Annotated in this window: 22 protein-coding genes; 9 read left to right on the top strand and 13 right to left on the bottom strand. The window is 67.0% G+C overall.

Annotation, left to right across the window (positions count from 1 at the left end; all coding sequences use genetic code 11):
- Nucleotides 1-79 precede the first annotated feature (79 nt).
- Genes AC07NC_RS00725 through AC07NC_RS00710 form a run of 4 tightly spaced genes read left to right on the top strand, consistent with a single transcriptional unit; the run spans nucleotide 80 to nucleotide 5,076 of the window.
- On the top strand, nucleotides 80-418 hold the full coding sequence (locus AC07NC_RS00725; RefSeq protein ID WP_008261203.1) for a rhodanese-like domain-containing protein: 339 nt from the start codon (nucleotides 80-82) through the stop codon (nucleotides 416-418).
- A gap of 40 nt (nucleotides 419-458) precedes the next feature.
- Nucleotides 459-1,484: an efflux RND transporter periplasmic adaptor subunit gene (locus AC07NC_RS00720; RefSeq protein WP_494568278.1), complete on the top strand. Its 1,026-nt coding sequence runs from the start codon at nucleotides 459-461 to the stop codon at nucleotides 1,482-1,484.
- On the top strand, nucleotides 1,481-4,702 hold the full coding sequence (locus AC07NC_RS00715) for an efflux RND transporter permease subunit (protein ID WP_494568277.1): 3,222 nt from the start codon (nucleotides 1,481-1,483) through the stop codon (nucleotides 4,700-4,702). The genes AC07NC_RS00720 and AC07NC_RS00715 overlap by 4 nt, the downstream gene beginning before the upstream one ends.
- Nucleotides 4,703-4,719: 17 nt before the next feature.
- Nucleotides 4,720-5,076: an ArsR/SmtB family transcription factor gene (locus AC07NC_RS00710; RefSeq protein ID WP_494568276.1), complete on the top strand. Its 357-nt coding sequence runs from the start codon at nucleotides 4,720-4,722 to the stop codon at nucleotides 5,074-5,076.
- On the opposite strand, the gene AC07NC_RS00705 is transcribed toward AC07NC_RS00710, so the two are convergent.
- Together AC07NC_RS00705 and AC07NC_RS00700 are read right to left on the bottom strand one after the other, a co-directional pair.
- A complete protein-coding gene (locus AC07NC_RS00705) occupies nucleotides 5,054-5,491 on the bottom strand; it encodes an ArsR/SmtB family transcription factor (RefSeq protein WP_494568275.1) in 438 nt (145 codons plus the stop codon). The genes AC07NC_RS00710 and AC07NC_RS00705 overlap by 23 nt on opposite strands.
- Nucleotides 5,488-6,147, bottom strand: coding sequence for a peroxiredoxin (locus tag AC07NC_RS00700; protein ID WP_494568274.1), 660 nt, complete (start codon nucleotides 6,145-6,147; stop codon nucleotides 5,488-5,490). The genes AC07NC_RS00705 and AC07NC_RS00700 overlap by 4 nt, the downstream gene beginning before the upstream one ends.
- A gap of 417 nt (nucleotides 6,148-6,564) precedes the next feature.
- Between AC07NC_RS00700 and AC07NC_RS00695 the strand changes: the two genes are divergently transcribed.
- Genes AC07NC_RS00695 through AC07NC_RS00680 form a run of 4 tightly spaced genes read left to right on the top strand, consistent with a single transcriptional unit; the run spans nucleotide 6,565 to nucleotide 10,140 of the window.
- The gene (locus AC07NC_RS00695) at nucleotides 6,565-6,918 is read left to right on the top strand and encodes a hypothetical protein (protein ID WP_494568273.1); all 354 of its coding nucleotides are present in this window, start codon (nucleotides 6,565-6,567) and stop codon (nucleotides 6,916-6,918) included.
- Nucleotides 6,919-6,920: 2 nt separating this feature from the next.
- Complete coding sequence (locus AC07NC_RS00690) at nucleotides 6,921-7,523, top strand: cysteine hydrolase family protein (RefSeq protein WP_154725216.1); 603 nt, start codon at nucleotides 6,921-6,923, stop codon at nucleotides 7,521-7,523.
- Nucleotides 7,510-9,594: a glycoside hydrolase family 65 protein gene (locus tag AC07NC_RS00685; protein ID WP_494568272.1), complete on the top strand. Its 2,085-nt coding sequence runs from the start codon at nucleotides 7,510-7,512 to the stop codon at nucleotides 9,592-9,594. The genes AC07NC_RS00690 and AC07NC_RS00685 overlap by 14 nt, the downstream gene beginning before the upstream one ends.
- Before the next feature lie 15 nt (nucleotides 9,595-9,609).
- The gene (locus tag AC07NC_RS00680; protein WP_494568271.1) at nucleotides 9,610-10,140 is read left to right on the top strand and encodes a hemerythrin domain-containing protein; all 531 of its coding nucleotides are present in this window, start codon (nucleotides 9,610-9,612) and stop codon (nucleotides 10,138-10,140) included.
- A gap of 212 nt (nucleotides 10,141-10,352) precedes the next feature.
- Here the strand turns inward: AC07NC_RS00680 and AC07NC_RS00675 are convergent, their stop codons facing one another.
- From AC07NC_RS00675 to AC07NC_RS00625, 11 genes are all read right to left on the bottom strand, one after another.
- On the bottom strand, nucleotides 10,353-11,528 hold the full coding sequence (locus AC07NC_RS00675; protein ID WP_035305121.1) for a zinc-dependent alcohol dehydrogenase: 1,176 nt from the start codon (nucleotides 11,526-11,528) through the stop codon (nucleotides 10,353-10,355).
- A gap of 32 nt (nucleotides 11,529-11,560) precedes the next feature.
- Entirely contained in the window at nucleotides 11,561-12,130 is a 570-nt protein-coding gene (locus AC07NC_RS00670; RefSeq protein WP_008263669.1) for an SRPBCC family protein, read from the bottom strand.
- A 247-nt stretch (nucleotides 12,131-12,377) separates the two neighbouring features.
- On the bottom strand, nucleotides 12,378-13,103 hold the full coding sequence (locus AC07NC_RS00665) for a Crp/Fnr family transcriptional regulator (RefSeq protein ID WP_155988041.1): 726 nt from the start codon (nucleotides 13,101-13,103) through the stop codon (nucleotides 12,378-12,380).
- Nucleotides 13,104-13,218: 115 nt separating this feature from the next.
- A complete protein-coding gene (locus AC07NC_RS00660) occupies nucleotides 13,219-13,941 on the bottom strand; it encodes a Crp/Fnr family transcriptional regulator (protein ID WP_494568270.1) in 723 nt (240 codons plus the stop codon).
- Between the two features lie 215 nt (nucleotides 13,942-14,156).
- Complete coding sequence (locus AC07NC_RS00655) at nucleotides 14,157-14,435, bottom strand: DUF6894 family protein (RefSeq protein WP_494568269.1); 279 nt, start codon at nucleotides 14,433-14,435, stop codon at nucleotides 14,157-14,159.
- Between the two features lie 23 nt (nucleotides 14,436-14,458).
- On the bottom strand, nucleotides 14,459-15,358 hold the full coding sequence (locus AC07NC_RS00650) for a manganese catalase family protein (protein WP_008258843.1): 900 nt from the start codon (nucleotides 15,356-15,358) through the stop codon (nucleotides 14,459-14,461).
- A gap of 244 nt (nucleotides 15,359-15,602) precedes the next feature.
- Nucleotides 15,603-16,256, bottom strand: a complete 654-nt coding sequence (gene trhA / locus AC07NC_RS00645; protein ID WP_494568268.1) for a PAQR family membrane homeostasis protein TrhA — start codon at nucleotides 16,254-16,256, stop codon at nucleotides 15,603-15,605.
- A gap of 184 nt (nucleotides 16,257-16,440) precedes the next feature.
- On the bottom strand, nucleotides 16,441-17,298 hold the full coding sequence (locus tag AC07NC_RS00640; protein WP_494568267.1) for an SMP-30/gluconolactonase/LRE family protein: 858 nt from the start codon (nucleotides 17,296-17,298) through the stop codon (nucleotides 16,441-16,443).
- The gene (locus AC07NC_RS00635; protein ID WP_494568266.1) at nucleotides 17,295-17,927 is read right to left on the bottom strand and encodes a 2-dehydro-3-deoxy-6-phosphogalactonate aldolase; all 633 of its coding nucleotides are present in this window, start codon (nucleotides 17,925-17,927) and stop codon (nucleotides 17,295-17,297) included. The genes AC07NC_RS00640 and AC07NC_RS00635 overlap by 4 nt, the downstream gene beginning before the upstream one ends.
- Nucleotides 17,924-18,799 carry a 2-dehydro-3-deoxygalactonokinase gene (locus AC07NC_RS00630; protein WP_052004635.1) on the bottom strand — a complete coding sequence of 292 codons (876 nt, stop codon included), beginning with the start codon at nucleotides 18,797-18,799 and terminating at the stop codon, nucleotides 17,924-17,926. Before AC07NC_RS00630 ends, AC07NC_RS00635 begins: the two co-directional genes overlap by 4 nt.
- Nucleotides 18,800-18,824: 25 nt before the next feature.
- Nucleotides 18,825-20,399 (bottom strand): sodium/sugar symporter, encoded by a 1,575-nt coding sequence (locus AC07NC_RS00625; protein WP_040349981.1) that lies wholly within the window; start codon nucleotides 20,397-20,399, stop codon nucleotides 18,825-18,827.
- A gap of 193 nt (nucleotides 20,400-20,592) precedes the next feature.
- Here AC07NC_RS00625 and AC07NC_RS00620 point away from each other — a divergent pair, with 193 nt between their 5' ends.
- Nucleotides 20,593-21,366, top strand: coding sequence for an IclR family transcriptional regulator (locus AC07NC_RS00620; RefSeq protein WP_035305131.1), 774 nt, complete (start codon nucleotides 20,593-20,595; stop codon nucleotides 21,364-21,366).
- The last annotated feature ends 90 nt before the right edge of the window (nucleotides 21,367-21,456 follow it).

The following is a 21,456-nucleotide window of genomic DNA, read 5'->3' as shown; positions in this document are numbered from 1 at the left end:
TGACCGAATATAATGATTACATGATATACACAATAATAAAAGTATGACACCGCGTTCGGCGGGTCCATGGAGGTCGAAAATGTTCGGATTTGGAAAGCCCAAGGCCCATCGGGAGATCGGCCCGGCCGATCTGAAAACCATGCTCGCCCAGGATCAGGTTCTGCTGGTCGATGTGCGGGAAGCGGGCGAGTTCGCCGCCGAGCATATCGCGGGCGCCGTGAACCTGCCGCTCTCGTCCTTCGACCCCGCCCGGCTTCCCCAGGCGGACGGAAAGACGGTCGTCCTGCAATGCGCGGGCGGAAAGCGGTCGGGCATGGCGCTGGAGCGCTGCGCCAAGGCCCAGGCTGCGATCGATACGCACCTGGCGGGCGGACTCGGGGCCTGGAAGTCGGCGGGCCTTCCGGTCGAGCGCGGCTGACGTGCGATTGATCGGCGGGGATGGTGGAAGGACGACGGCGATGAAGATGTGGACCCTGATGGCTGCGGCCGCGCTGACGCTGTCGGCGTGCGGCGGCGCGGACGAAAAGCGCGAACCGACCGCCAAGGCGGCGCCCGCCGGCGAACAGCTCGTCCTGGCCTCGAACCTTGTCGCCGACACCAAGACCGTGGGGGGCGAGATCACCACCCGCGACCAGTCGCAAGCCCGGGCGCGCATTTCCGGCGTCCTGGTCGTCCTGTCGGTGCGCGAGGGCGATATGGTGAGCCGCGGTCAGCAGATCGGACGGGTCGTCGACGACCGGATCGGTTTCGAGACCAGGGCCTATGGCGCCCAGGTCGCCGCCGCCGAGGCGGAGGCGACGCGCGCCCGCGCCGACCTGGGACGGATCCAGGACCTTTATGACCACAATGTCTATGCCAAGGCGCGCCTGGATCAGGCCGTCGCGGCGTCCCGCGCCGCAGACGCCCAGGCGGCCGCCGCCCGCGCCGAACGCGGCGCCAGCGCCAGCATGGCCGGCCAGGGGGCGATCCTGGCGCCGGCCGCCGGCCGCGTGTTGAAGGTCGAGGTTACGGCCGGATCCGTGGTCAGCCCCGGAATGTCGGTCGCGACGATCACCGCAGGCCCCCCCGTGCTTCGTCTCGAACTCCCCGAATCCCTCGCCGGCCGGGTCAAGCCCGGCGCCCGCGTCCTGCTGACGGCGGACGATCTGCCGGTCGAAGCGCGCCAGGGACAGGTGACGCAGGTCTATCCCGCCATCGTCGGCGGGCGGATTCAGATTGATGCGGCCGTACCGGGCCTGACCACCGAACTGGTCGGCCGCAGGGTCGCGGCCTCGATCGAGATCGGCCAACGACAGGCCCTGACCGCGCCCCGGCGTTTCATCACGACGCGCTACGGCCTGGACTATGTGGAGGTCATGTCGCCTGACCGGAAATCCAGCGCCGTCCCGGTTCAGACGGCGCCGACGAACGACCCTGAAACGGTCGAAATCCTGAGCGGCGTCAAGGCCGGCGACAGGCTGGTCGCGACGAGGACGCAAGGATGAAACTGGGCCTTTCCGGGCGCCTGACGCGCTTCACCATCACCTCTCCGCTGACGCCGCTGTTCCTGCTGGCGGCCATCGCCGTCGGCCTGCTGGCCCTGTTCTCGATCCCGCGCGAGGAAGAGCCGCAGATCAGCGTGCCCATGGTCGACATCCAGGTGGCGGCGCCCGGCCTGGCGGCCCCCGATGCGGTCGAACTGATCGGGATTCCCCTCGAGACCATCGTCAAGAGCGTGAACGGGGTCGAGCACGTCTACACCCAGGCCGAAGACAACGGGGTGCTGGTGACGGCGCGCTTCCTGGTGGGATCAAACCCCGAGGACGCCGCCATACGGATCGAAGAAAAGCTGCGCGCCAACCGGGACCGGATTCCGGTGGGGGTCCCCGATCCCAAGGTGACGGTGCGCGGCATCGACGACGTGCCGGCCATCGTCCTGACCCTGACCCCGAAACAGGGCGCGGCGGGCCAGTGGACCGATCAGGCCCTCTATGATCTGGCGCACAAGCTGCGCACCGAAATCGCCAAGGTCGATAATGTGGGCCTGACGTTCGTCACCGGCGGTCGGCCCGACGAGATCCGCATCGCTCCTGATCCCGCAAAGCTGAATCAGTATGGCGTGCCGCTGGGCCGTGTGATCGAGGCGGCCTCTCAGGCCAATCGCAGCTTCCCGGTCGGCAATGTCCGTGAAGACGGGCAGTCCGTGGCCGTCACCTCCGGCCGCACCCTGTCCTCGGCCCAGGAGATCGGCCTGCTGACGGTCCGCTCCGTCACCGGCGCGCCGGTCTATCTGCGCGATGTCGCGGACGTGGCCCAGGGGCCGCGAGAAGACCAGGCCCGGGTGTGGCGCTGGGCCCGGCATGACGGTCAGTGGGCCAGCACGCCCGCCGTCAGCATCGCCATCGCCAAGCGCGCCGGCGCCAATGCGGTGGTGGTGTCCGAAGCCGTGCGTCAGCGCGTCGAAAACCTGGAAGGCAAGCTGATCCCCGAGGGCGTCGAGGTCGCCGTCAGCCGCGACTATGGCGAGACGGCGAACGAAAAGGCCAACGAGCTGCTGTTCCACCTGGCCCTGGCCACGGTGTCGATCGTCGTGCTGATCGGCTTCGCCATCGGCTGGCGCGAGGCCGCCGTCACCGCCGTGGTCATTCCCACCACCATCCTGCTGACCCTCTTCGCCTCCTATGTGATGGGCTATACGATCAATCGCGTCAGCCTGTTCGCCCTCATCTTCTCCATCGGCATCCTGGTCGACGACGCCATCGTCATGATCGAGAACATCGCCCGTCACTGGGCGATGCGCGACGGGCGCAGCCGAACCGAGGCGGCCGTCGAGGCGGTGGCCGAGGTCGGCAATCCCACCGTCGTGGCGACCCTGACCGTCGTGGCGGCCCTGCTGCCCATGCTGTTCGTGTCAGGTCTGATGGGTCCCTATATGGCGCCCATCCCGGTCAACGCCTCGGCGGCGATGATCTTCTCCTTCTTCGTCGCGGTGGTGATCGCGCCGTGGCTGATGATCCGGTTTGCGCGAAAGACCCTGGCCCACGGCCAGCACGATCAGGCCCATGAAGAGGGCGGCGGCAAGCTGGGACGGCTGTACGCCCGCGTGGCGCATCGCGTGATCGACAAGCGGTCCTCGGCCCGCAACTTCCTGATCGGCGTCGGCCTCGCCACCCTGGTCGCCTGTTCGATGTTCTACTTCAAGGCGGTCACGGTGAAACTGCTGCCCTTCGACAACAAGTCGGAGATCCAGGTGGTGGTCGACATGCCCGAAGGGACCAGCCTGGAAGCCACCTCCCGCACCCTGGACGAGGCGGCGGCTCAGATTCGCACCCTGCCCGAGGCGGACGCCATGGAAGCCTATGCCGGGGCCTCGGCGCCGTTCAACTTCAACGGTCTGGTGCGGCACTATTTCCTGCGCGACCGGCCAGAGATGGGCGATCTGATGATCTCCCTTCTGCCCAAGGACGAGCGCAGCCGCTCCAGCCACGCCGTCGCGCTGGACCTGCGCGACAAGCTGAAGGCCCTGGCCCTGCCCGCGGGAGCCTCGATCAAGGTGGTCGAGACGCCGCCCGGCCCGCCCGTCCTGGCCACCCTGCTGGCGGAGATTTACGGCCCCGACGCTGAAACCCGGCGCAAGACCGCGCTGGAAGTCGAAAAACTGTTCCGCTCCGTCCCCTATATCGTCGATGTCGACAACAGTTTCGGCCAGGAACGGCCGCGACTGCGGCTGGTCCCCGTTCGGGATCGCCTGGACTATTACGGCCTGTCCGAACGCGAGCTTCAGGATTCCATCGGCGCGATTCTGGCCGGGTCCACGGTCGGCTATGCGCCGCGCGGCGACGGCCGCTCGCCCCTGCCGATCACCGTCGCCCTGCCGCAATCGGCGCGCAGCTGGAGCCGCACCCTGGCCACGACGCCGGTGGCGGTGACGACCGGGCCGACGGGACCGCGCCTGATCGAACTGGGCGAGGTCGTTGACGGTCGCCGCGAAGCGGGCAGTCACGCCGTCTTCCGTCGCGACGGCCGACCGCTCGACATGGTGACCGCCGAACTGGCCGGCGAATACGAGGCCCCCATCTACGGCATGCTGGCGGTCAATCGCGCCATCGAGGCCCATGACTGGGACGCGCTGGGCCTGCAAAAGCCGGCCGTCCGCCTCAATGGCCAGCCGGAGGATGAATCCGTTCCCACCCTGCTGTGGGACGGCGAGTGGGAAATCACCTGGGTCACCTTCCGCGACATGGGCGCCGCCTTCATGGTCGCCCTTCTGGGGATCTATGTGCTGGTCGTGGCCCAGTTCCACAGCTTCAAACTGCCCCTGGTCATCCTGACCCCCATCCCCCTGACCCTGATCGGCATCGTCATCGGCCACATGCTGTTCGGCGCGCCCTTCACCGCGACCTCGATGATCGGCTTCATCGCCCTGGCCGGCATCATCGTGCGCAACTCGATCCTGCTTGTGGACTTCATCCGGCACACGGCCTCGCCCGACAAACCCTTGCGCGACGTCCTGATCGAGGCGGGCGCCATCCGGTTCAAGCCGATCCTGCTGACCGCCCTGGCGGCCATGATCGGGGCGGCGGTGATCCTGACCGATCCGATCTTCCAGGGTCTGGCGATCTCGCTGTTGTTCGGCTTGGCCTCCTCGACCCTGCTGACCGTCCTGGTCATTCCGGCCATCTATGTTGTGCTGCGGGATGACGGAAAACCCGCGACCCGATGACGCCGCACCAAGCCCCCATGGCGGATCTGGCCAGACACGCCCATGCGGCCGCTGCGGAGTTGAAGCTGCTGGCGAATGAGCATCGCCTGTTGCTGCTCTGCCGGCTGACGCAGGAGGAACTGTCGGTGGGGCAGCTTGTGGGGCTGTGCGGCCCGTCCCAGTCCGGCGTCTCTCAGAATCTGAGGCGGCTGCGCGAGGGCGGGCTGGTGAAGACGCGTCGCGACCGCTCAACCATCTATTACAGCCTCGCCGACGACACGGTTCGCCAACTCATCGACATCGTATGCGATCGCTTCGCCGCCCTCGGACACCCGACTAGACGAAAGGACGCCAGTCCCCTCCGCCCGCGCCTTATCGACGGGGGGCCGGGGTGACGCGGGCGAACCGGGCGGCGTCCCCACGGGGCGGCGCTGACGCCTCGGTCGAGGGCGCCGAAGCCCCGACGGAGGGCTGGAGGCGCGCGCCGACCGCCTGTCCGTCGCCGCAGAAGATTTCGTACAACATGCCCATCACCGCCTGGGCGCGTTCGTCGGCGATGGAATAGTAGATCGAACGCGACTGGCGCCGGGTCTTGACCAGGCCGTACTGGCGCAACTCCGCCAGTTGCTGCGACAGAGCCGGCTGCTTGATGCCCAGATCCGCCTCGAGCTGTCCGACGGATCGCTCCTCCGCAGCAATATGGCAGAGGATCAACAGCCGATTTGTATTGGCCAGCTGACGTAGCAGTTCGGCGGCCTGGGGCGCCTTGTCCTTCAGCCGCCCCATGGCCGCGGCCTGGTCGTCGCTCATGCGCGGCGCTCGCGATAATACCAGGGCGCATCACCGTCGCCGTCGGCCAGGGCCGCATCCAGAGTGGTGGCGGCCGGCGCCAGAAGGGGCTCGCCGGGCGACCATCCGGCCGGCGTCGACGCCTGCTCACGGTCGGCGGTCTGCAGCGCCGTCACCAGCCGCAGCAGTTCATCGACCGATCGGCCGATATTCATCGGATACCAGCTGATGGCGCGCACGATCCCGGTCGGATCGATGACGAAGCTCGCCCGCACCGTGGCGCTGTCGCTGGAGCCGGCGTCGACCATGCCGAAGGCGTGACCGATGGCCATGGACGGATCCTCGATGATCGGGAAGGCCACCTTCACGCCGAAGCGGCGATAGATGTCCTTCAGCCAGGCCAGGTGGGAATAGAGGCTGTCCACCGACAGAGCCATCAGGTCACAGCCCAGGGCCTCGAAGGCGTCCGCCCGCCTGGCCAGGGCGATGAACTCGCTGGTGCAGACCGGCGTGAAGTCGGCCGGGTGCGAGAACAGCACCAGCCACCGCCCGCGATAGTCGCTGAGCCGTTTCTCGCCCTGGGTCGTGCGCGCGATGAAGTCCGGAGCCGGATCATTGATACGGAGGGCGCGCAGGGCGCTGGGGCTGTGTGGCGGGGCGGTCTCAGTCGAATCCATGGAGCGGAATCTAGTGACTTTCAGGCCGCTTCGCCATACTGAAATACATACCTGCAAGAACTATGAAGGTGTTTATTCGTCGATCACGGACACGGACGGCTCGAGCTCCGCAACCCACCCGCGACCAGGCGTCATATCCAGGGAGGTATTTCACCCGCGTCAACGGTGTGGACGCCTCTGGCGCCCAGGTGTGGTCGGCGCAGATTCTAGTCGTCGGTCCAGGTTTGATGGCGAAAGCGCGCAGGCCGGGCTCGGTCGTGGCCGGCGCCGACCTGCCAAGGGCGTCAGCGAACAGCCTGGCGATGTAGGGCCAGCCGTTGCCGGTCATGACCCGCTCGACGACGACGCGTGAAGCTGAGGGTGTCCAACACCGCACACAGGGAACGGTCGGCCGATGTGAGGCGCTATGCGCTTGAGATGAGCGGTTCGCCCGCCGCTCCAGGAGCCGCCCATGCCCATGAAAATCTCTCACTTTCCCAACCCGACTTCCGGGGCACGAACGCAGCCAGAGACGATCACATGAACGCCCGGTCGACGTCGGGCCTGGCGCAGGGCGGTCTCGGCGGGCCCGAAGATCAGCTGCTGGAAGACGGACAGGAAGAAGTCTTCTCCCGCGCCGAGATCGAGAGCGGGCGCATCGAACACCATGCCAATACCCAGACCGCCCCTGATCCGGGCGAGATCGAACCTTCGTCCCCTAACTCAGACCAGAGCCTGACCGCGCCGGCGGACGCCCGCGCCAAAGACAAGGCCCGGGGCGCGGCGGCCTGAGCATGGTTCAAGGCCTACGCGACCCCATCCCGGACACGGCGGTTCATCTTTGCGTCGACATGCAGCGGATGTTCGTCGAGGACACGGAGTGGCGCACCCCCTGGGCAGCTCGCGTGCTGCCCGTCATCGAACGGCTGTGCGAAGCGAAGCCGGAACGCAACGTCTTCACCCGCTTCATCCCCGCCGCGCGCCCGGGCGAAGGCAGGGGCACATGGCGCGGCTACTGGGAGAAATGGTCGTCGATGACTCTCGACGCCCTGGGCCCTGAATTGGTGGATCTGGCGACGCCGCTTCAGCGCTTCGTCCCTCCCGGACGCCTGATCGACAAACACGGCTACTCGCCGTGGTTCGGAACCGATCTCGACCCGGTGCTGCGGCGAAGCGGCGTGGACACCCTCGTCGTCACAGGCGCGGAGACGGATGTGTGCGTCCTGGCGGCGGTGTTGGGCGCGGTCGACCTTGGCTACAGGGTCGTGGTCGTCAAGGACGGCCTGTGCAGCTCTTCGGACGCCTCTCACGACCGACTCATCGCCCTCTATCACGAGCGCTACGGCCAGCAGGTCGAAGCGGCGGAATGCGCGGAGGTTCTCGATGCCTGGCGCTGACAGGGACGCCTGGCGGCCGATCAGTCCGCCCGACGAGGACGGCCCCCGCGACGGCGCCCTCCCGGCCTATGTCGCCAATGGGCTGATCGGGCTTCGGGTCAGGGAAATGCCGCTCATGGCAGGCATGACCCTGGTCAACGGGGTGGTCGGGGAAAACCCGGAGCGCCGGGTGGAAGCGGCCGCCCCCGTCCCCTACCCGCTCGCCGCCGATCTCTGCGTCAATGGCGTCTGGATGTCCGATCAGCCTTGGGCGGTCTCGGACCTTCGCCAGGCCTACGATTTCGCCACGGGTGAACTCACCAGCCGGTGCCGTGTCCGGCTCGGCGGAGTGGATGCCGGCATCGAGATCCTGACTCTCGCCAGCCGTACCGCGCCGACCCTGGTGATGCAGGAAATTCATGTGCGGCCGGACGTGCCCTGCCACATGCGTTTGCGCGCCGTTGTGGCGACCACGGACCTGCGCGGACGGGTCGCCCGACGCCGCACCGACACGCCGGGCGAGCCTGAGCCGGCCTGTGACGGGTCTCTGCTGTGGTCGACCGAGGGGGATCTGTCCACATGCGGTGTCGCCCTGGCGACCGAGACCACGCCGGGGGCCTCCCCCGACGTCACCGCCTGGGACGCGACCGGGCCATTGCAGACCACCTACGACCTCGGCACGGTCGGCAAGCGGGGCGCGAGCCTCAGACAGATGGCCGCGCTCATCCCCTCGCTGATCCATGCACGCCCCGACGAAGAGGCGGTCCGCCGGGTTGCGCGGGGCGCCCAGACGGGTTTCGACGTCCTGAGAGCCCGAAACCGAGACGCGTGGCGCGAACTGTGGCGGGGACGCATTGTTGTCGATGGGGCGACTCCGGACCACCAGGCGCTGATCGATGCGGCCTATTTCTATCTGAACAGTTCGGTGCATTCCGCCTCGGTGGCCGCAACTTCGATCTTCGGCCTCGCGACCTGGCACGACTACAATTATTACTTCGGCCACGTGATGTGGGACATCGACGCCTTCTGCGTCCCGCCCGTGATGCTGTCTCAGCCGGATGCGGCGCGGGCGCTGCTGGATTTCCGGAGCCGGGGCCTGAGGGCGGCGAAATCGAATGCGCGGCTCTCGGGGCGGCGGGGCGTGCAGTTTCCCTGGGAGGCCGCGCCTCTGACGGGGCAGGAGGCGGCGCCGGGGGCCGGGTCGGCGGCGGCGCACGAAGACCACGGGTCGCTGCATGTCGCGCGGGCCTTCGCCCTGTTCGCCGACGCGACGGGCGACGAGGCCTTCTTGAGGGACGAAGCCTGGCCTGTGCTGGAAGGCGTGGCCGACTGGATCGTCAGCCGCCTGACGCGCACCGCGCGCGGATATGAACTGAAGCGCGCCACAGGCCCCGCCGAAGTGCCGGATCCGCCCGACAACGACGCTTTCAGCCTGATGTTGTCGCACGACGTGCTGTGTCGCGCCGTCGCCGCCGCCGAAGCGACAGGACGCACGCCCCGGGCCTCATGGGCCGAGGTCAGGGACAACCTCTATCTGCCGGTGCGGTCCGACAAGGTCATCGCCGCGCATGACGCCTTCCGCATCGACGAACCCAAGGGCGCGACTCCCTCGCCGCTGGGGGGCCTCTTTCCAGGCGGGTACCAGACCGACGAAGCGGTGGAACGCCGGACGCTCGACTTCTACCTGGCGCACTGGCGCGATTATGTCGGCGCGCCGATGCTCCCCGCCCTCTATGGCGTCTGGGCCGCCCGGACCGGCGATCGCGCCCTGGCGCTGAAGCTGTTCGAGGAGGGGTACGCGGCCTATGACGCGGGGCGATTCCACCAGTGCCTGGAATACCGGCCCGACCACCCTGACAGCGAGACTGCGGCAGGTCCCTTCTTCGCCAATCTGGGCGGGATGTTGCTGGGGCTGCTGTTCGGCTTCACCGGCCTCGATCCGAAGGGCGATCCCGCCCATTGGCCTGATCGCCCTGTAGTCCTGCCCGAAGGCTGGCGCGCCATCTCCGTCGAACGTCTCTGGTTCGGCGGACGAACGGCCTCCCTGAGGGCGGATCAGGGGGCGGAGCGTGCCGTCATCAAGTTTCACTGAAAAGGAAAGAGACCCATGTCCGTCATCGACAAGGCGCTGGCCGCCATAACGCCCCAGCCTAACGAAGAGAAACGCCAAGAGGCCACTCAGAAGGCCAGAGAGGCGGCGGCGCCGGGAGATTGGCTATCGCTGGCCCTGGATCACCATGACCAGATCCGCGCCGCCTTCGCCGAAGGCCGCAATGTCCGTTCTGCGGCTGACCGCCGCGCCGCCATGGACCGGCTGGCTCTGGTGCTGAACGGCCATTCCCTGGCCGAAGAGATCGTCCTCTATCCGGCTATGGCCCAGAACGGTCACAAGGTGCAGGCGGGCGTCGCCTATTCCGAACAGACGACCGCCAAGATGCAGATGGCGGAGTTGGAGAACATCGCCCCTTCCTCGGACGCCTGGCTCGACAAGTGGGGCCACATCGAGGGCGCGGTGCTGACGCACATGTTCGAGGAGGAGAACGGCTGGTTCATCCACCTCAAGGAAAAGGGCGAACATCAGGACCGCCTGACCGCCCGTTACAAGGAGGAGTTCGAGCGCTACGCCGGCGCACTGTGACCGCGTCGCAGTCTGGGCGTTAAGGGCGTTCCGACGGAAACCCGTCCCTTGAAGGGACGGGTTCAGACGGCGGGGGCGGCGAGCTCACTTCCCCCGTACATCCGCCTCCCGGCGCCGGGCCACGGTCGAACGTATCGACCGGTGACGCGGCAGGACCTGGCCGTCGACGTCGATCATCAGACCGCTTCTCGCCAGCCCGGCTGGTGCAGCCGTCAATGCGGCTTCAGGATCACCTTGGTCCATTCATTCTGGTTTTCCTTGAAGTTCTTGTAGCCCTCCGCCGCCTGTTCCAGGGGCAGGCGGTGGCTGATCAGGTCGGTGGTGTCGATCCCCCCCTCGAGGATCAGCTGAAGCAGCTGCGGCAGGTAGCGCTGGACGTGGGTCTGGCCGGTCTTGAGCGTCAGCCCCTTCTCCATGAAGGCCCCGACGGGGAACTTGTCGGCAAAGCCGCCATAGACGCCTGGCACCGAGACCGTGCCGCCCTTTCGGACCGCCATGATGGTTTCGCGCAGCACGTGGGGGCGGTCCGTGCCCAGCCGCGTCTCCTGCTTGACCGCGTCGATGATATTGTCGGGCGAGAAGCCGTGGCTCTCCATGCCCACCGCATCGATGCAGCTGTCGGGCCCCAGACCCGCAGTCATCTCCAGCAGGGCTTCGCGCACCTTGACCTCGTGATAGTTCAGCACCTCCGCGCCGTTAGCCTTGGCCAGCGCCAGACGGTTGGGATGATGGTCGATGGCGATGACGCGACCTGCGCCCTGCAGGATGGCGCTCTTGACCGCGAACAGCCCCACCGGGCCGCAACCCCAGATCGCCACTGTGTCGCCGGGCTGGATCTGCGCGTTCTCCGCGGCCATCCATCCCGTCGGAAAGATGTCCGACAGGAACAGGACCTTCTCGTCCTCGATGCCGTCCGGGATCTTGATCGGACCATAGTCGGAATAGGGGACGCGCGCATATTCCGCCTGCCCTCCCGCAAAGCCGCCGGTCAGATGGGAATAGCCGAACAGGCCCGCGACCGACTGCCCATAGGCGATCTCGGTAGCGTCCGCCTTGTCGGCCGGGTTGGAGTTGTCGCACGCGGCCGGCATCGACTTCTCGCAGAAGAAGCACTGGCCGCAGGCGATGACGAAGGGCACGACGACGCGGTCGCCCTTCTTCAGGCTGGTGTTGCCCCGGCCGACCTCGACCACCTCGCCCATGAACTCATGGCCCAGGATGTCGCCGTTGGACATGCCGGGGATCATGGAGTCGTACAGGTGCAGGTCCGAACCGCAGATGGCGGTGGCGGTGATCTTGATGATGGCGTCGCGAGGATTGACGATCTGCGGGTCAGGGACGGTGTCGACCTGAACATTGTGTTTGCCGTGCCAGGTGAGGGCGCGCATGGGCGAATCCTTATCGAATGGGGTCGGAAAAATCAGAAGTGGCGAGAGGCGCGGGGCGCGGCGTCAGGCGCCTTGGAGGTCGAGATCTCGCCCGTCTCCATCAGCTGCTTGAAGCGACGAAGCTCGCGTCGGGCCTGGATGCGGGGTTCGCGCTGCATCACCTTGGCGACGACCTTGCCGACGATCCCCGCAGGCGGCTCGTAGCTGATGAAGACCCGCACCTCCGTGCCCCGCCCGAAGGCGTTGTCTCTGAACGCCACCCAGCCTTCGTGGTCGACGTCGGAGCCTTCGCTGGAGGTCCAGGCGATTCGTTCGCCGGGAACGTCCTCGGTGATTTCGCTGGTCAATTCGACGTCCTTGTCGCCTGGGCCGGCGACGATCCAGCGCGAGCGGCCGTCTCCCAGAACCTCGACCGACTTCACGGTCTCCGAGAAGGTCGGCAGGTTCGTGAGATCGCGCCAGTAGGCGTATAATTCATCGCGAGGCCGATTGATCAGGACGGCCCTGAGGCTGGACGCCTCGTATTCGCCCTCGCGTCGATCCTTGTCGACGAATGCGGTCGACCCGACATCGGCGTCGGTCGAAACTTCACTATAAGACATGGGTTTAGCTCCGGTCAGCTGAGTCTGGTCAACCACCCGGCCGGAGCTTCGTTCCCAGTGTCCGCGAAGGAACAGGCGCGGCTGCCGGGGGTCGGAAGCCGGACACAACCCCGGAGTTCCCATGACAGACGCCCTCGCCCAGACCGCCGCCGAAAACGCCCGCCCCCTGGCCGAGCAACATCGCAAGATGGCGGAGCCTGGCTCCGGCGCCTGAGCCGAGGCCAGGCAGGAGATGGGCCGCCGATCCTCACGGGGCGGCGTGACATCCGCAGGCGGTCTTCGTCAGGCCGCTGGCATCCAGGATCCGGATCTTCCCCCGCCCGGTGCGCGCTCCCCCGGCGCCCTCAAGCGCCCGGCACGAGCCGTTGACCGTGGAGCGACGGAGCCCGAGCATGTCGCCGATACGCTCCTGCGACAGCAGGATGTCCTGGCGCGGGGCCGCGCGGTGAATGGACAGCAGAAGGTCGGCGACGCGAGCGGTGGCGAGATGTCGGCCGACGCAGACGAGGCGGCGTTCCAGCCTGGCGCGTCTGCGGTCCTCTGCGTCCAACAGGTGGAGCATCCCTGCCTCGCCCGCCCGATCGAGCCAATCGACCAGAGCAACCCGATAGATTTCCCCGTCGGTGATCCACTGACCGGCGACGGAGCGGCCGGTCCCGGTCGCCACCACGTGACCCGGTCCCAGGATTTCGGCCGACAGGTCCGAGCCCGCCGCCTCGGTGGCCAGGCAGCCGGAAACGATCACCGCCACCTCCCCCGCCCCGAGGTGGAAGTCGCCCGCGCGGCGGGCCTCGACGACGCCCACCGACAGCGCCCAACGACGTCGCTCAGGCGGCAAGGGCGCGAAGGCCTGCCACAGGCGCAGGGTTTCGGTCGTCAGACCCGAAGCGGCCGAGGCCGGCCGTTGACGCGCAGGCGCGCTCGCATCCGCCAAACAGTCGGGCGCAAAAGCGGAGGATTGTTCTTGGGGCATGCTCTTTCCTGCGCCTCCGTTTCGGGGGGCGCATTCACATAGGTGAACGACGCCCCGGGAACCTCTAGTCTCTGACAGCCCGCGACGTCGTGAGGCGGTCGCGGCGATCTGACGCTCAGACAGGCTCGCGCTGAAGCCGCAGGAAGGCGGGGTCGAACTCCGCCAGTTCTGCGAGCCTGTCCCAATCCAGAATTTCGATCCGTCCCTGGCCCCAAGTCAGGATGTTCCTGGCGCGGAGATCGGCCACCAGCCGGTTCACGTGCACCGTGGACAGGCCCAGCACGTCGGCCAGGACGACCTGCGACAACGGTAGTTCGAACCTACAATCGGTGGCGCGACGCACGACCTCAAGCCGCTTGTAGAGTTCGCACACAAGGTGCGCGAGGTGCGCAAGGGCGCCCCGCCGGCCCATGGACGCGATCCACTGGCGGTGGATCGCAGCGTCGATCACGGTGTCGAGCCACAGCAGCCGGGTAAGGTGAGGATGCTCCTCGGTAAGCCGACGCAGAACGGCGTGAGGCGCCGGGGCGATCACGCACTCCGTCAAGGCGACGACGCCATGGTCCATCTGCTTCATCATGAAGCTATGCAGATCGACAAAGTCGCCGCTGACGTTCAGTTCGGTGATCTGCCGTCCGCCATCCGCGAGGGTCGAATAGCGAGCCGTGAAGCCGCTGGTGAGCAGAGTGCTGTGCTCCGGCCGCGCGCCCTCCCGGACGATGTCGGTCCCGGCGGCGACGGGTTGCAGCGGCCCCAGCACCTCACGAAGCGCCGCCGCTTCTTCACGCGTCAGAGCATCCCTGCGGCTCAGCTTTTCGATCAGACCGTACAAAATCACCCCACCGCCGCGTAACGTGTCCGCGGTCCAAACGTTGCGAGGCGGCGGGGCGTTCACATGGCGGATGCGCGTCGCAGAACACGCGCTCGGGGTTGGCCCATGAGGCGCACCAAACCTGCTTCTGCTTCACCCAGTCGGGTGTGGGTGCGGCGCTCCCGAGGCGTGTCCTCGACGGCCAGGGAGGACCGGCCTGGGAGTTGGACATCCTTCCAAGGCTAGTCTTGCACGGCCCCGACGTTCAATCTCGCCAGCATATGGGCCACGGCCTTCGCCGACATCTCTTCGGCGATCAGCCCGGTGACGACAGCCCCGGCGGTGTCCATGCAGAGAATGCGGAACGGACCCGCGCCCCGGATGTCGATCTCGCCGTCTCGCAGCACCTCGCCCATGATCGTCAACGTCATTCGACGGGCGGCGGCCTCGTCCGCCAGTTCCTCGCCGTCGAGGTCCCGGAATGGGCGTCCATTCAACATGTGAAAATGATAATGCGGCATGGACGCCCGGCGGTTCGAGGGGATCAGTCGAGGAGGACGGTGGTCTTGCCCGCGCCTGGTCCTGCGCCCAAGTCGGCGCCAGTGACGGGGTTCGCGTCCGGATCCGACGCGGTTCGCAGCGCGAAGGCGTTCACGGACGACTCGTCTGCGGACTCGAGGACGACCGAAGCCGAACCGTCGCCGCCGTCGACAGCCATCTGGTTCTCCTGATCCTCGACATACTCCCACTGCTCGCCCTCGTTCCAGGGACCGCGTGTATTCCCCTCGCCCTGCGACAGGTCATAGTATTTGTCGCTGAACTCGGGCACGCCGCCGATCTTGCCGGCGGGGAAGTTGGGATCGATGGCGTAGAGCGCCTTTTCGAATGACTTCTGGTGCGCGACCTCGCGGGTCATCAGGAACATCAGCGCATCCTTGACGCCCGGATCGTCGGTGACGTTGATCAGGCGCTCGTAGACGATCTTGGCGCGGGACTCGGCGGCGATGTTCGACCGCAGATCGCAAGCCGGATCGCCGATCGAGTCGATATAGGCCGCCGTCCACGGCACGCCCGCCGAGTTCACCAGCGCCGGCGCGCCGCCGTACAGGATGGAGGTCGTGTGGCTCTCGCCCCGATCGTTCAGGGACATGTACAGATCCGCCTCCTCCAGCGCCGCCTCGGCCATCTTCCCCTTGGCGCCGCGGTTCAGCATGGCGACGATCGAACCGATCACCTCCAGGTGGCTGAGCTCCTCGGTGGCGATGTCGAGCAGCATGTCCTTGCGGCCGGCGTCTTCTTCGGCCAGCGCCTGCGTGAAATAGCGCATCGCCGCCGCCAGCTCGCCCTGCGGACCGCCGAATTGCTCGAGCATGAGCGTCGCCAGGCCGGGGTTCGGCTCGGCGACGCGCACCGTGTACATCAGTCGCTTGTTGTGAATGAACATTGAGAGGGTCCTCCTGGGGGTGATGGACCCGTAACCGGAAGCCGTCATCGCTGTTCCGAAAGTCACACAGCAGACGTTCGAGCCGGGCGTTCGGCGCGGCGCCCACGTCCCGGCGGAACATCGCCAGACCGTTCTTGGCCAAGCCGAGGTCGCCGAGATCATGACGACGGATTGGGACGCATCCCGCCCCAGTTCCAGTCCGAACTCAGGGCTGACGCAAGCCCGCGCGACGGCCGGGCTGCGCTCAGGCGATCACGGCCAGCAGCACCGCCACCCAGTGAACGGCGGCGGCGGCCACCACGTGGCCGTGCCAGATGGCCCGTCGGAACCGGAGCGCCTTGCGCGCATAGAAGCCGACCCCGATCGAATACAGCAGGCCGCCGACCGCCAGCAGGATCAGCGGCGCGATCCCGAGGCTCTCCATCAACGGCTGCACCGCGATCACCATGAGCCAGCCCAGGGCCAGGTAGATCGCGATCCAGAAACCGCGCCCCAGGCCCGGCAGCAGCAACTTGGCCAGGGCGCCGAACAGCGCCGTGGCCCACACCGCCGCCGTCATCCCCCACGCCCAGGCCCCCGTCAGATGTTGGGTGGTGAACGGCGTGTAGGAGCCCGCGATCATGAGGAATATCCCCGCATGGTCGAAGCGCCGCAGCACGGGCTGAAACCGCGCGGGCGCGAAGTTATAGGCCGTCGAAAGCGCGAGCATCGTCAACAACCCGCCTGCGTAGATGGCCGAGGCCGCCAGGCGGCCCACATGGCCGAACCCGATCGCCAGACCCAGCAGCATCCCGCCCCCGACGAGAGCGAGCGCCAGACCCGTCAGGTGCACCACCAGATCGGCCAGCCGCGCCTGGGGGTCGTCATAGTGTTTCAGGCGCGTGGATGGGTCGGTCACGGGCGTATCCGATGCTGGGTCGCCAACGGCTACACCGCCTCCAGGAGGCGCGCCAAGCGCTGCGGCGATTTCAAGCGGCCAGTCCGAGGAATCTGCCGCTTAAACCGTCACCGGCACAGGCCATCCGCCAGGCGACTCGGCCTGTCACGCCAATTGCCGCCGACATCATCGGCCTCAAGGGCGATCACAGCCGGATCAGGTTCTGCGGCAGGCCGGGCGTCTTGACCCGCACCCGGTAAAGCCCGCCCAGGGTCGGTTGTTCGCCGCGCTTGTCGGCGTTCCCCAGCCAGGCCGTGGTCATATAGAGGTCGCGCAGATCCTCGCCGCCGAAGGCCGCCTTGGTGACGGTCTGGACCGGCATGTCGATCTTGCCGATCCGTTCGCCCTCAGGCGAAAACTGCGCCACCCCCCAGCCGTTGAACAGACCGACGTGCAACACGCCGGCGGAATCCATGCTGGGACCGTCGGCATAGCCGTCGTCGGTCACGGCGAAGACCCGCCGGTTCGACAGCGCCCCGTCGTCATGGTCGAAGGCCAGGATGGTCCTGGCCAGGGTGTCGTGGTGATACAGGGTGCGGCCATCCGGGCTGAGGCACGGCCCGTTGGTGACGCCATAGCCATCGTCGTGCCGCGTCAGCTCGCCGTCGGCCCAGCGATACAGGGCGCCGGTCTTGACCACCTCGCTGTCGTCCATTGAGCCGAACCACAACGACCCGTCAGGGGCGACGAAGCCGTCGTTCAGCCGGTTCTGCGGCCGGTCTTGCTCGACCGGTTGGATCAGAGTGAAGACACCCGTATCCGGTTCAAACCGGTGCAGGCCGCCGCGCACCCCGCAAACCAACGATCCGTCCTCGGCCGGCAGGGCGAAACCGATCTGGTCGGGCGTGTCCCAGGACGCCGTGTCGCCGGTCACCGGCGTATAGCGGTGCAAGCCCCGGCCCTTGATATCGACAAACCAAAGGGCCCCGCGCACGGCGTCCCAGGCGGGGCCTTCCGCCAGCTCGGCCCCCAGGTCCCAGACCAGTTCGGCTGCGGCGCTCATTGTCCGCTTCCGAACCAGGCCGCGACGAAGGCGCACGCAGCCGCACCCACCTCGTCCGCGGTTCGGCCGGGTCTGTAGAGGGCCGAGCCGATGCCGAAGCCGTCGGCGCCCGCCGCGCGCCAGGCGCCCATGTTGTCCGGATCGACGCCGCCGACCGCATAGACCGGCTGCCCCTTGGGCAGGACCGCCTTGATCGCCTTGACGGCGCCCGGCCCGGCAAGTTCGGCGGGAAACAACTTCAGCACGTCAGCCCCCGCCTCCAGCGCAGTAAAGGCTTCCGTGGAAGTGAAAAAGCCGGGCATGGTGAACAGGCCCAGCGCACTGGCGCGTTCGATTACGCGCGGGTCAACGTTGGGCGAGATCACCAGTTGCCCGCCCGCATCCGTGACGTCCTGCGCGGCCGAGGGCGTCAGCACCGTGCCCGCTCCCACCACCGCCCGGCCATCCATCGCGTCACGCAGCCTCCGGATGCTCTCCAACGCGCGGGGAGAGTTCAACGGCACCTCCAGGCAGGTGAAGCCGGCCGCGACCAGGACCTCGCCGATCTCGACCGCCTCCTCGGGCGTCAGGCCGCGCAGGATGGCCACGAGGGGCAGCGTCTTCAGGGCCTTTTCGACGGCCTGGGTCATGGGATCGCCTTCCAGATGCGGTGGAGTCCGTGCGCCACAGCCACTTCGCCGGAGGTGCTGCGGATGTCTTTAAAGCCGGCCAGAGCCAGGGCGCGTGCATAGCGTTGGCCCAGGCCCGCCTCGCTCACCACCTGCACCGGCTTGTCGCGATGGGTCGTCTCGGCCGCCAGTTCGGCGCCGATCAACAGGCCGGACAGGAAGTCCGCCGCTCCCTCTGGGCGCAAGGAGCCGGCCAACTGCCGGACGCGAACAGTGAACAGGTGGGCGGTGACGGCCGGGTCGGACAGCGCCAGCCGCACCCCGTCGTCGAAGGCGGCGTCGTCACCGCCCGGCGCTCCCATGTCGCGACCGATCAGTGTGGCGTGGCGCACGGCGGCGAACAGTTCGCCGGTCAGATAGGTGCGAAAGCCCGCGAGGGCGCCGTTCTCGACCCGCACCCATTTGCTGTGGGTGCCGGGGGCGATCATCAGGCCTGTTTCGTCTGGGCCGAACAGCCCCAGCGCCTGCGTCTCCTCGCCGCGCATGACGTCGCCCAGTCCCTGGGGCGTCAGGGCGACGCCGGGAACGATATAGATGTCGCGCGCCGCATCCGGTCGGGCCAGTCGCGCAGCCAGGGTCGCCACATCGGCCGGGCAGAAGGCATAGGGCGTCTCGATCCAGCCTTGGCGCGATCCGGCCATGCCCGCGATCAGCACCGGCGCCAGGTCCAGCCAGTCGCCCGCCACCTCTTCAAGCACCCCGAGGAAGGCGCCGGAGGCCAGGCGGCCGACGCCGCGGGGGTCGATGCGCCGATCCAGCACCGCCCCGTCCGCCCCCAGTCGCATGACGCGCAGATTGCTGGTGCCCCAGTCGACGCCGATCAGTCCGGTCATCTCGATGCGTTCATACAATGAGCGATCACCACCAGATCGAATAGACCAGGATCAGGAAGGCCACGACGCCGACCGCGGCCAGATTGAAGCCCAGCGAGGTCTTGTAGCTGATCTGGTCCAGCTTGATCTTCATGGCGTCTGGCTTGGCCGGGATCAGCAGCGACACGACCACGGCCGCGACCAGGGAGACGACGAAGACGACGCCGACCCGGTTCATGAAGGGGAATATGAACTGGCCGGTCTCCTGCAGCCACCAGAAGATGGCCGACAGCACCACCGAGCCGATGGCGGCGGTCAGGGCGCCGGCTTCAGACGCGCGCTTCCAGAACAGGCCCAGCATGAAGATGACGACGATGCCCGGCGTGAAGAAGCCCGTGAACTCCTGGATGAACTGGAAGGCCTGATCAAACCCGCCCAACAGGGGACGGGCGGTCAGGATGCCGATGACCACGGCGGCGACGGCGGAGATGCGGCCGACCGTGACTAGCTGGTGCTCGGGCACGTCCTTCTTGATCTTGGCGTAGAGGTCCAGGGTGAAGATGGTCGAGATCGAGTTCACCTTGGACGCCAGCGAGGCGATGATGGCGGCGATCAGGGCGGCGAAGACCAGACCCTTCAGGCCGACCGGCAGCAGGTTCATCATCGACGGATAGGCCTGGTCCGGCGCCGACAGGTTCGGGGCCAGGATCAGGGCGGCCATGCCGGGCAGGACCACGATCACCGGCATCAGCAGCTTCAGATAGGCGGCGAAGGCGATGCCTTTCTGGGCTTCCGGCAGCGACTTGGCGGCCAGGGCGCGCTGGATGATGTACTGGTTGAAGCCCCAGTAGCTGATGTTCATGACCCACAGGCCGCCCAGCAGAACGGCGATGCCCGGCAGCTCCTGATAGTGCGGATTGTCCTTCGACAGGATCATGTCGAACTTCTCGGGGAACTGGGTCAGCAGAGTGTGGAAGCCGGCCGCCGCGCCGCCCTCGCCGCCGATGGTCGACAGGGCGATGAAGCCGATGATCAGACCGCCGCAGACCAGCAGGGCGACTTGCACGATGTCGGTCAGGGCCACGGCCTTGAGGCCGCCCCACAGCTGATAGGCCAGGGCGAAGACGCCGATGGCGACGATGGCGTAATCCTGGTTGAAGCCGGTCACGGTGTGGACGGCGATGGCGCCCAGCCACAGGATCGAGGTCACGTTGACGAAAACGTAGAGCAGCAGCCAGAAGACGGCCATGACGTTGCGGATCGTCGGCCCGTACCGCTGCTGCAGGAACTGCGGCATGGTGACGATGTCGTTGCGCAGGAAGATCGGCAGGAAGAACTTGCCGACGATCAGCAGGGTCAGGGCCGCCATCCATTCATAGGAGGCGATGCCCAGGCCGATCACATAGCCGGATCCGCTCATGCCGATGATCTGTTCGGCCGAGATATTGGCCGCGATCAGCGATGCGCCGATGGCCCACCAGGGCAGGCTCTTGGACGCCATGAAATAATCGGTGGAGGTCTTCTGCTCACCGGCCTTGGTCCGCGAGACCCACTGGGCCAGGCCGAAGATGAAGACGGCGTAGATCGCCAGAATGGCCAGATCGATGCCCGCGAGCGTCATGTGCATTTCCCCCAACTATCGTGCCCTTTGGTTCGGGCTTCCGCAAAAGCCTAAGGGAGGCGCGGGCGGGCTGCAACGGCTTTTTATATATGCGTAAACATTTCACGGGCGACAATGTTAGGGTCGGTGTCCTTCGAAGGCTTCACCCGATCAGGGAGCCCCGGTAGCCTATCCATCTTCCGACAGGATTCTCATGACTGGCCAAGCTTCCACCGACGATCGCAAATACCGCGCCCCGGCGCTCGAGAAGGGGCTCGACGTCCTCGAGCTGCTGTCGGCCCAGGGCGAACCCATGACGCCATCGCAGATGTCGGTGACGCTGGGGCGTTCGGTCAGCGAATTGTTCCGGATGATCCAGGTGCTGGAGTTCCGCGGCTATATCGAACAGTCGCCGGACGGCTATCGGCTGACCAACCGCCTCTTCACCCTGGGCATGACCCAGGCCCCGATCAAATCTCTGGTCGACGTCGCCATGCCGGCCATGCGTGACCTGGCGTCCACTACGCGACAATCCTGCCATCTCGTCGTACCCTCCGGTGACCAGATCGTGGTCATCGCCCGGATCGAGAGCCCCGGAGATCTGGGTTATTCGGTCCGGATCGGCTATCGCCGCAGCATTCTGGACGCCACCTCGGGGCTGATGTTCTATTCGCGCGCCAACGAGCGAGCGCGCAAATATCTGCACGACCGTCTCGTCGCCCTGTTCGGAGCGGCGGTGGTGGCCGAGTTCGCCGAACGCGCCGACGCCATGACCCAGGGGGCGCATGTCGAGCGGGCCAGCGATTTCGTCGTCGGCGTGACCGATCTGGTCGCCCCGATCATGGGCTCGGACGGCGTCATCGCCACCCTGATCACGCCCTTCATCGAACAGACGCCCATGGTGTGCAGCAAGGCGGAGGCAGCGACCCTGCTGGTGCGGACGGCCACAGCGATCTCCGGGCAGATGAGCGCCGTCTCCCAAGCCTGAGAGCCAGGACAGTCCACCGTTGACAGGGCCAGTGGCTATTGCCATTTTCGTGGACGACACAGGTTTCATTTGTAAAATCTCACAAGTCGC

Source organism: Brevundimonas sp. GW821-FHT10A07 (assembly GCF_059415785.1).
Note: the sequence above shows the minus strand (reverse complement) of the source record. Positions and strands in the feature narration are given on the sequence as shown.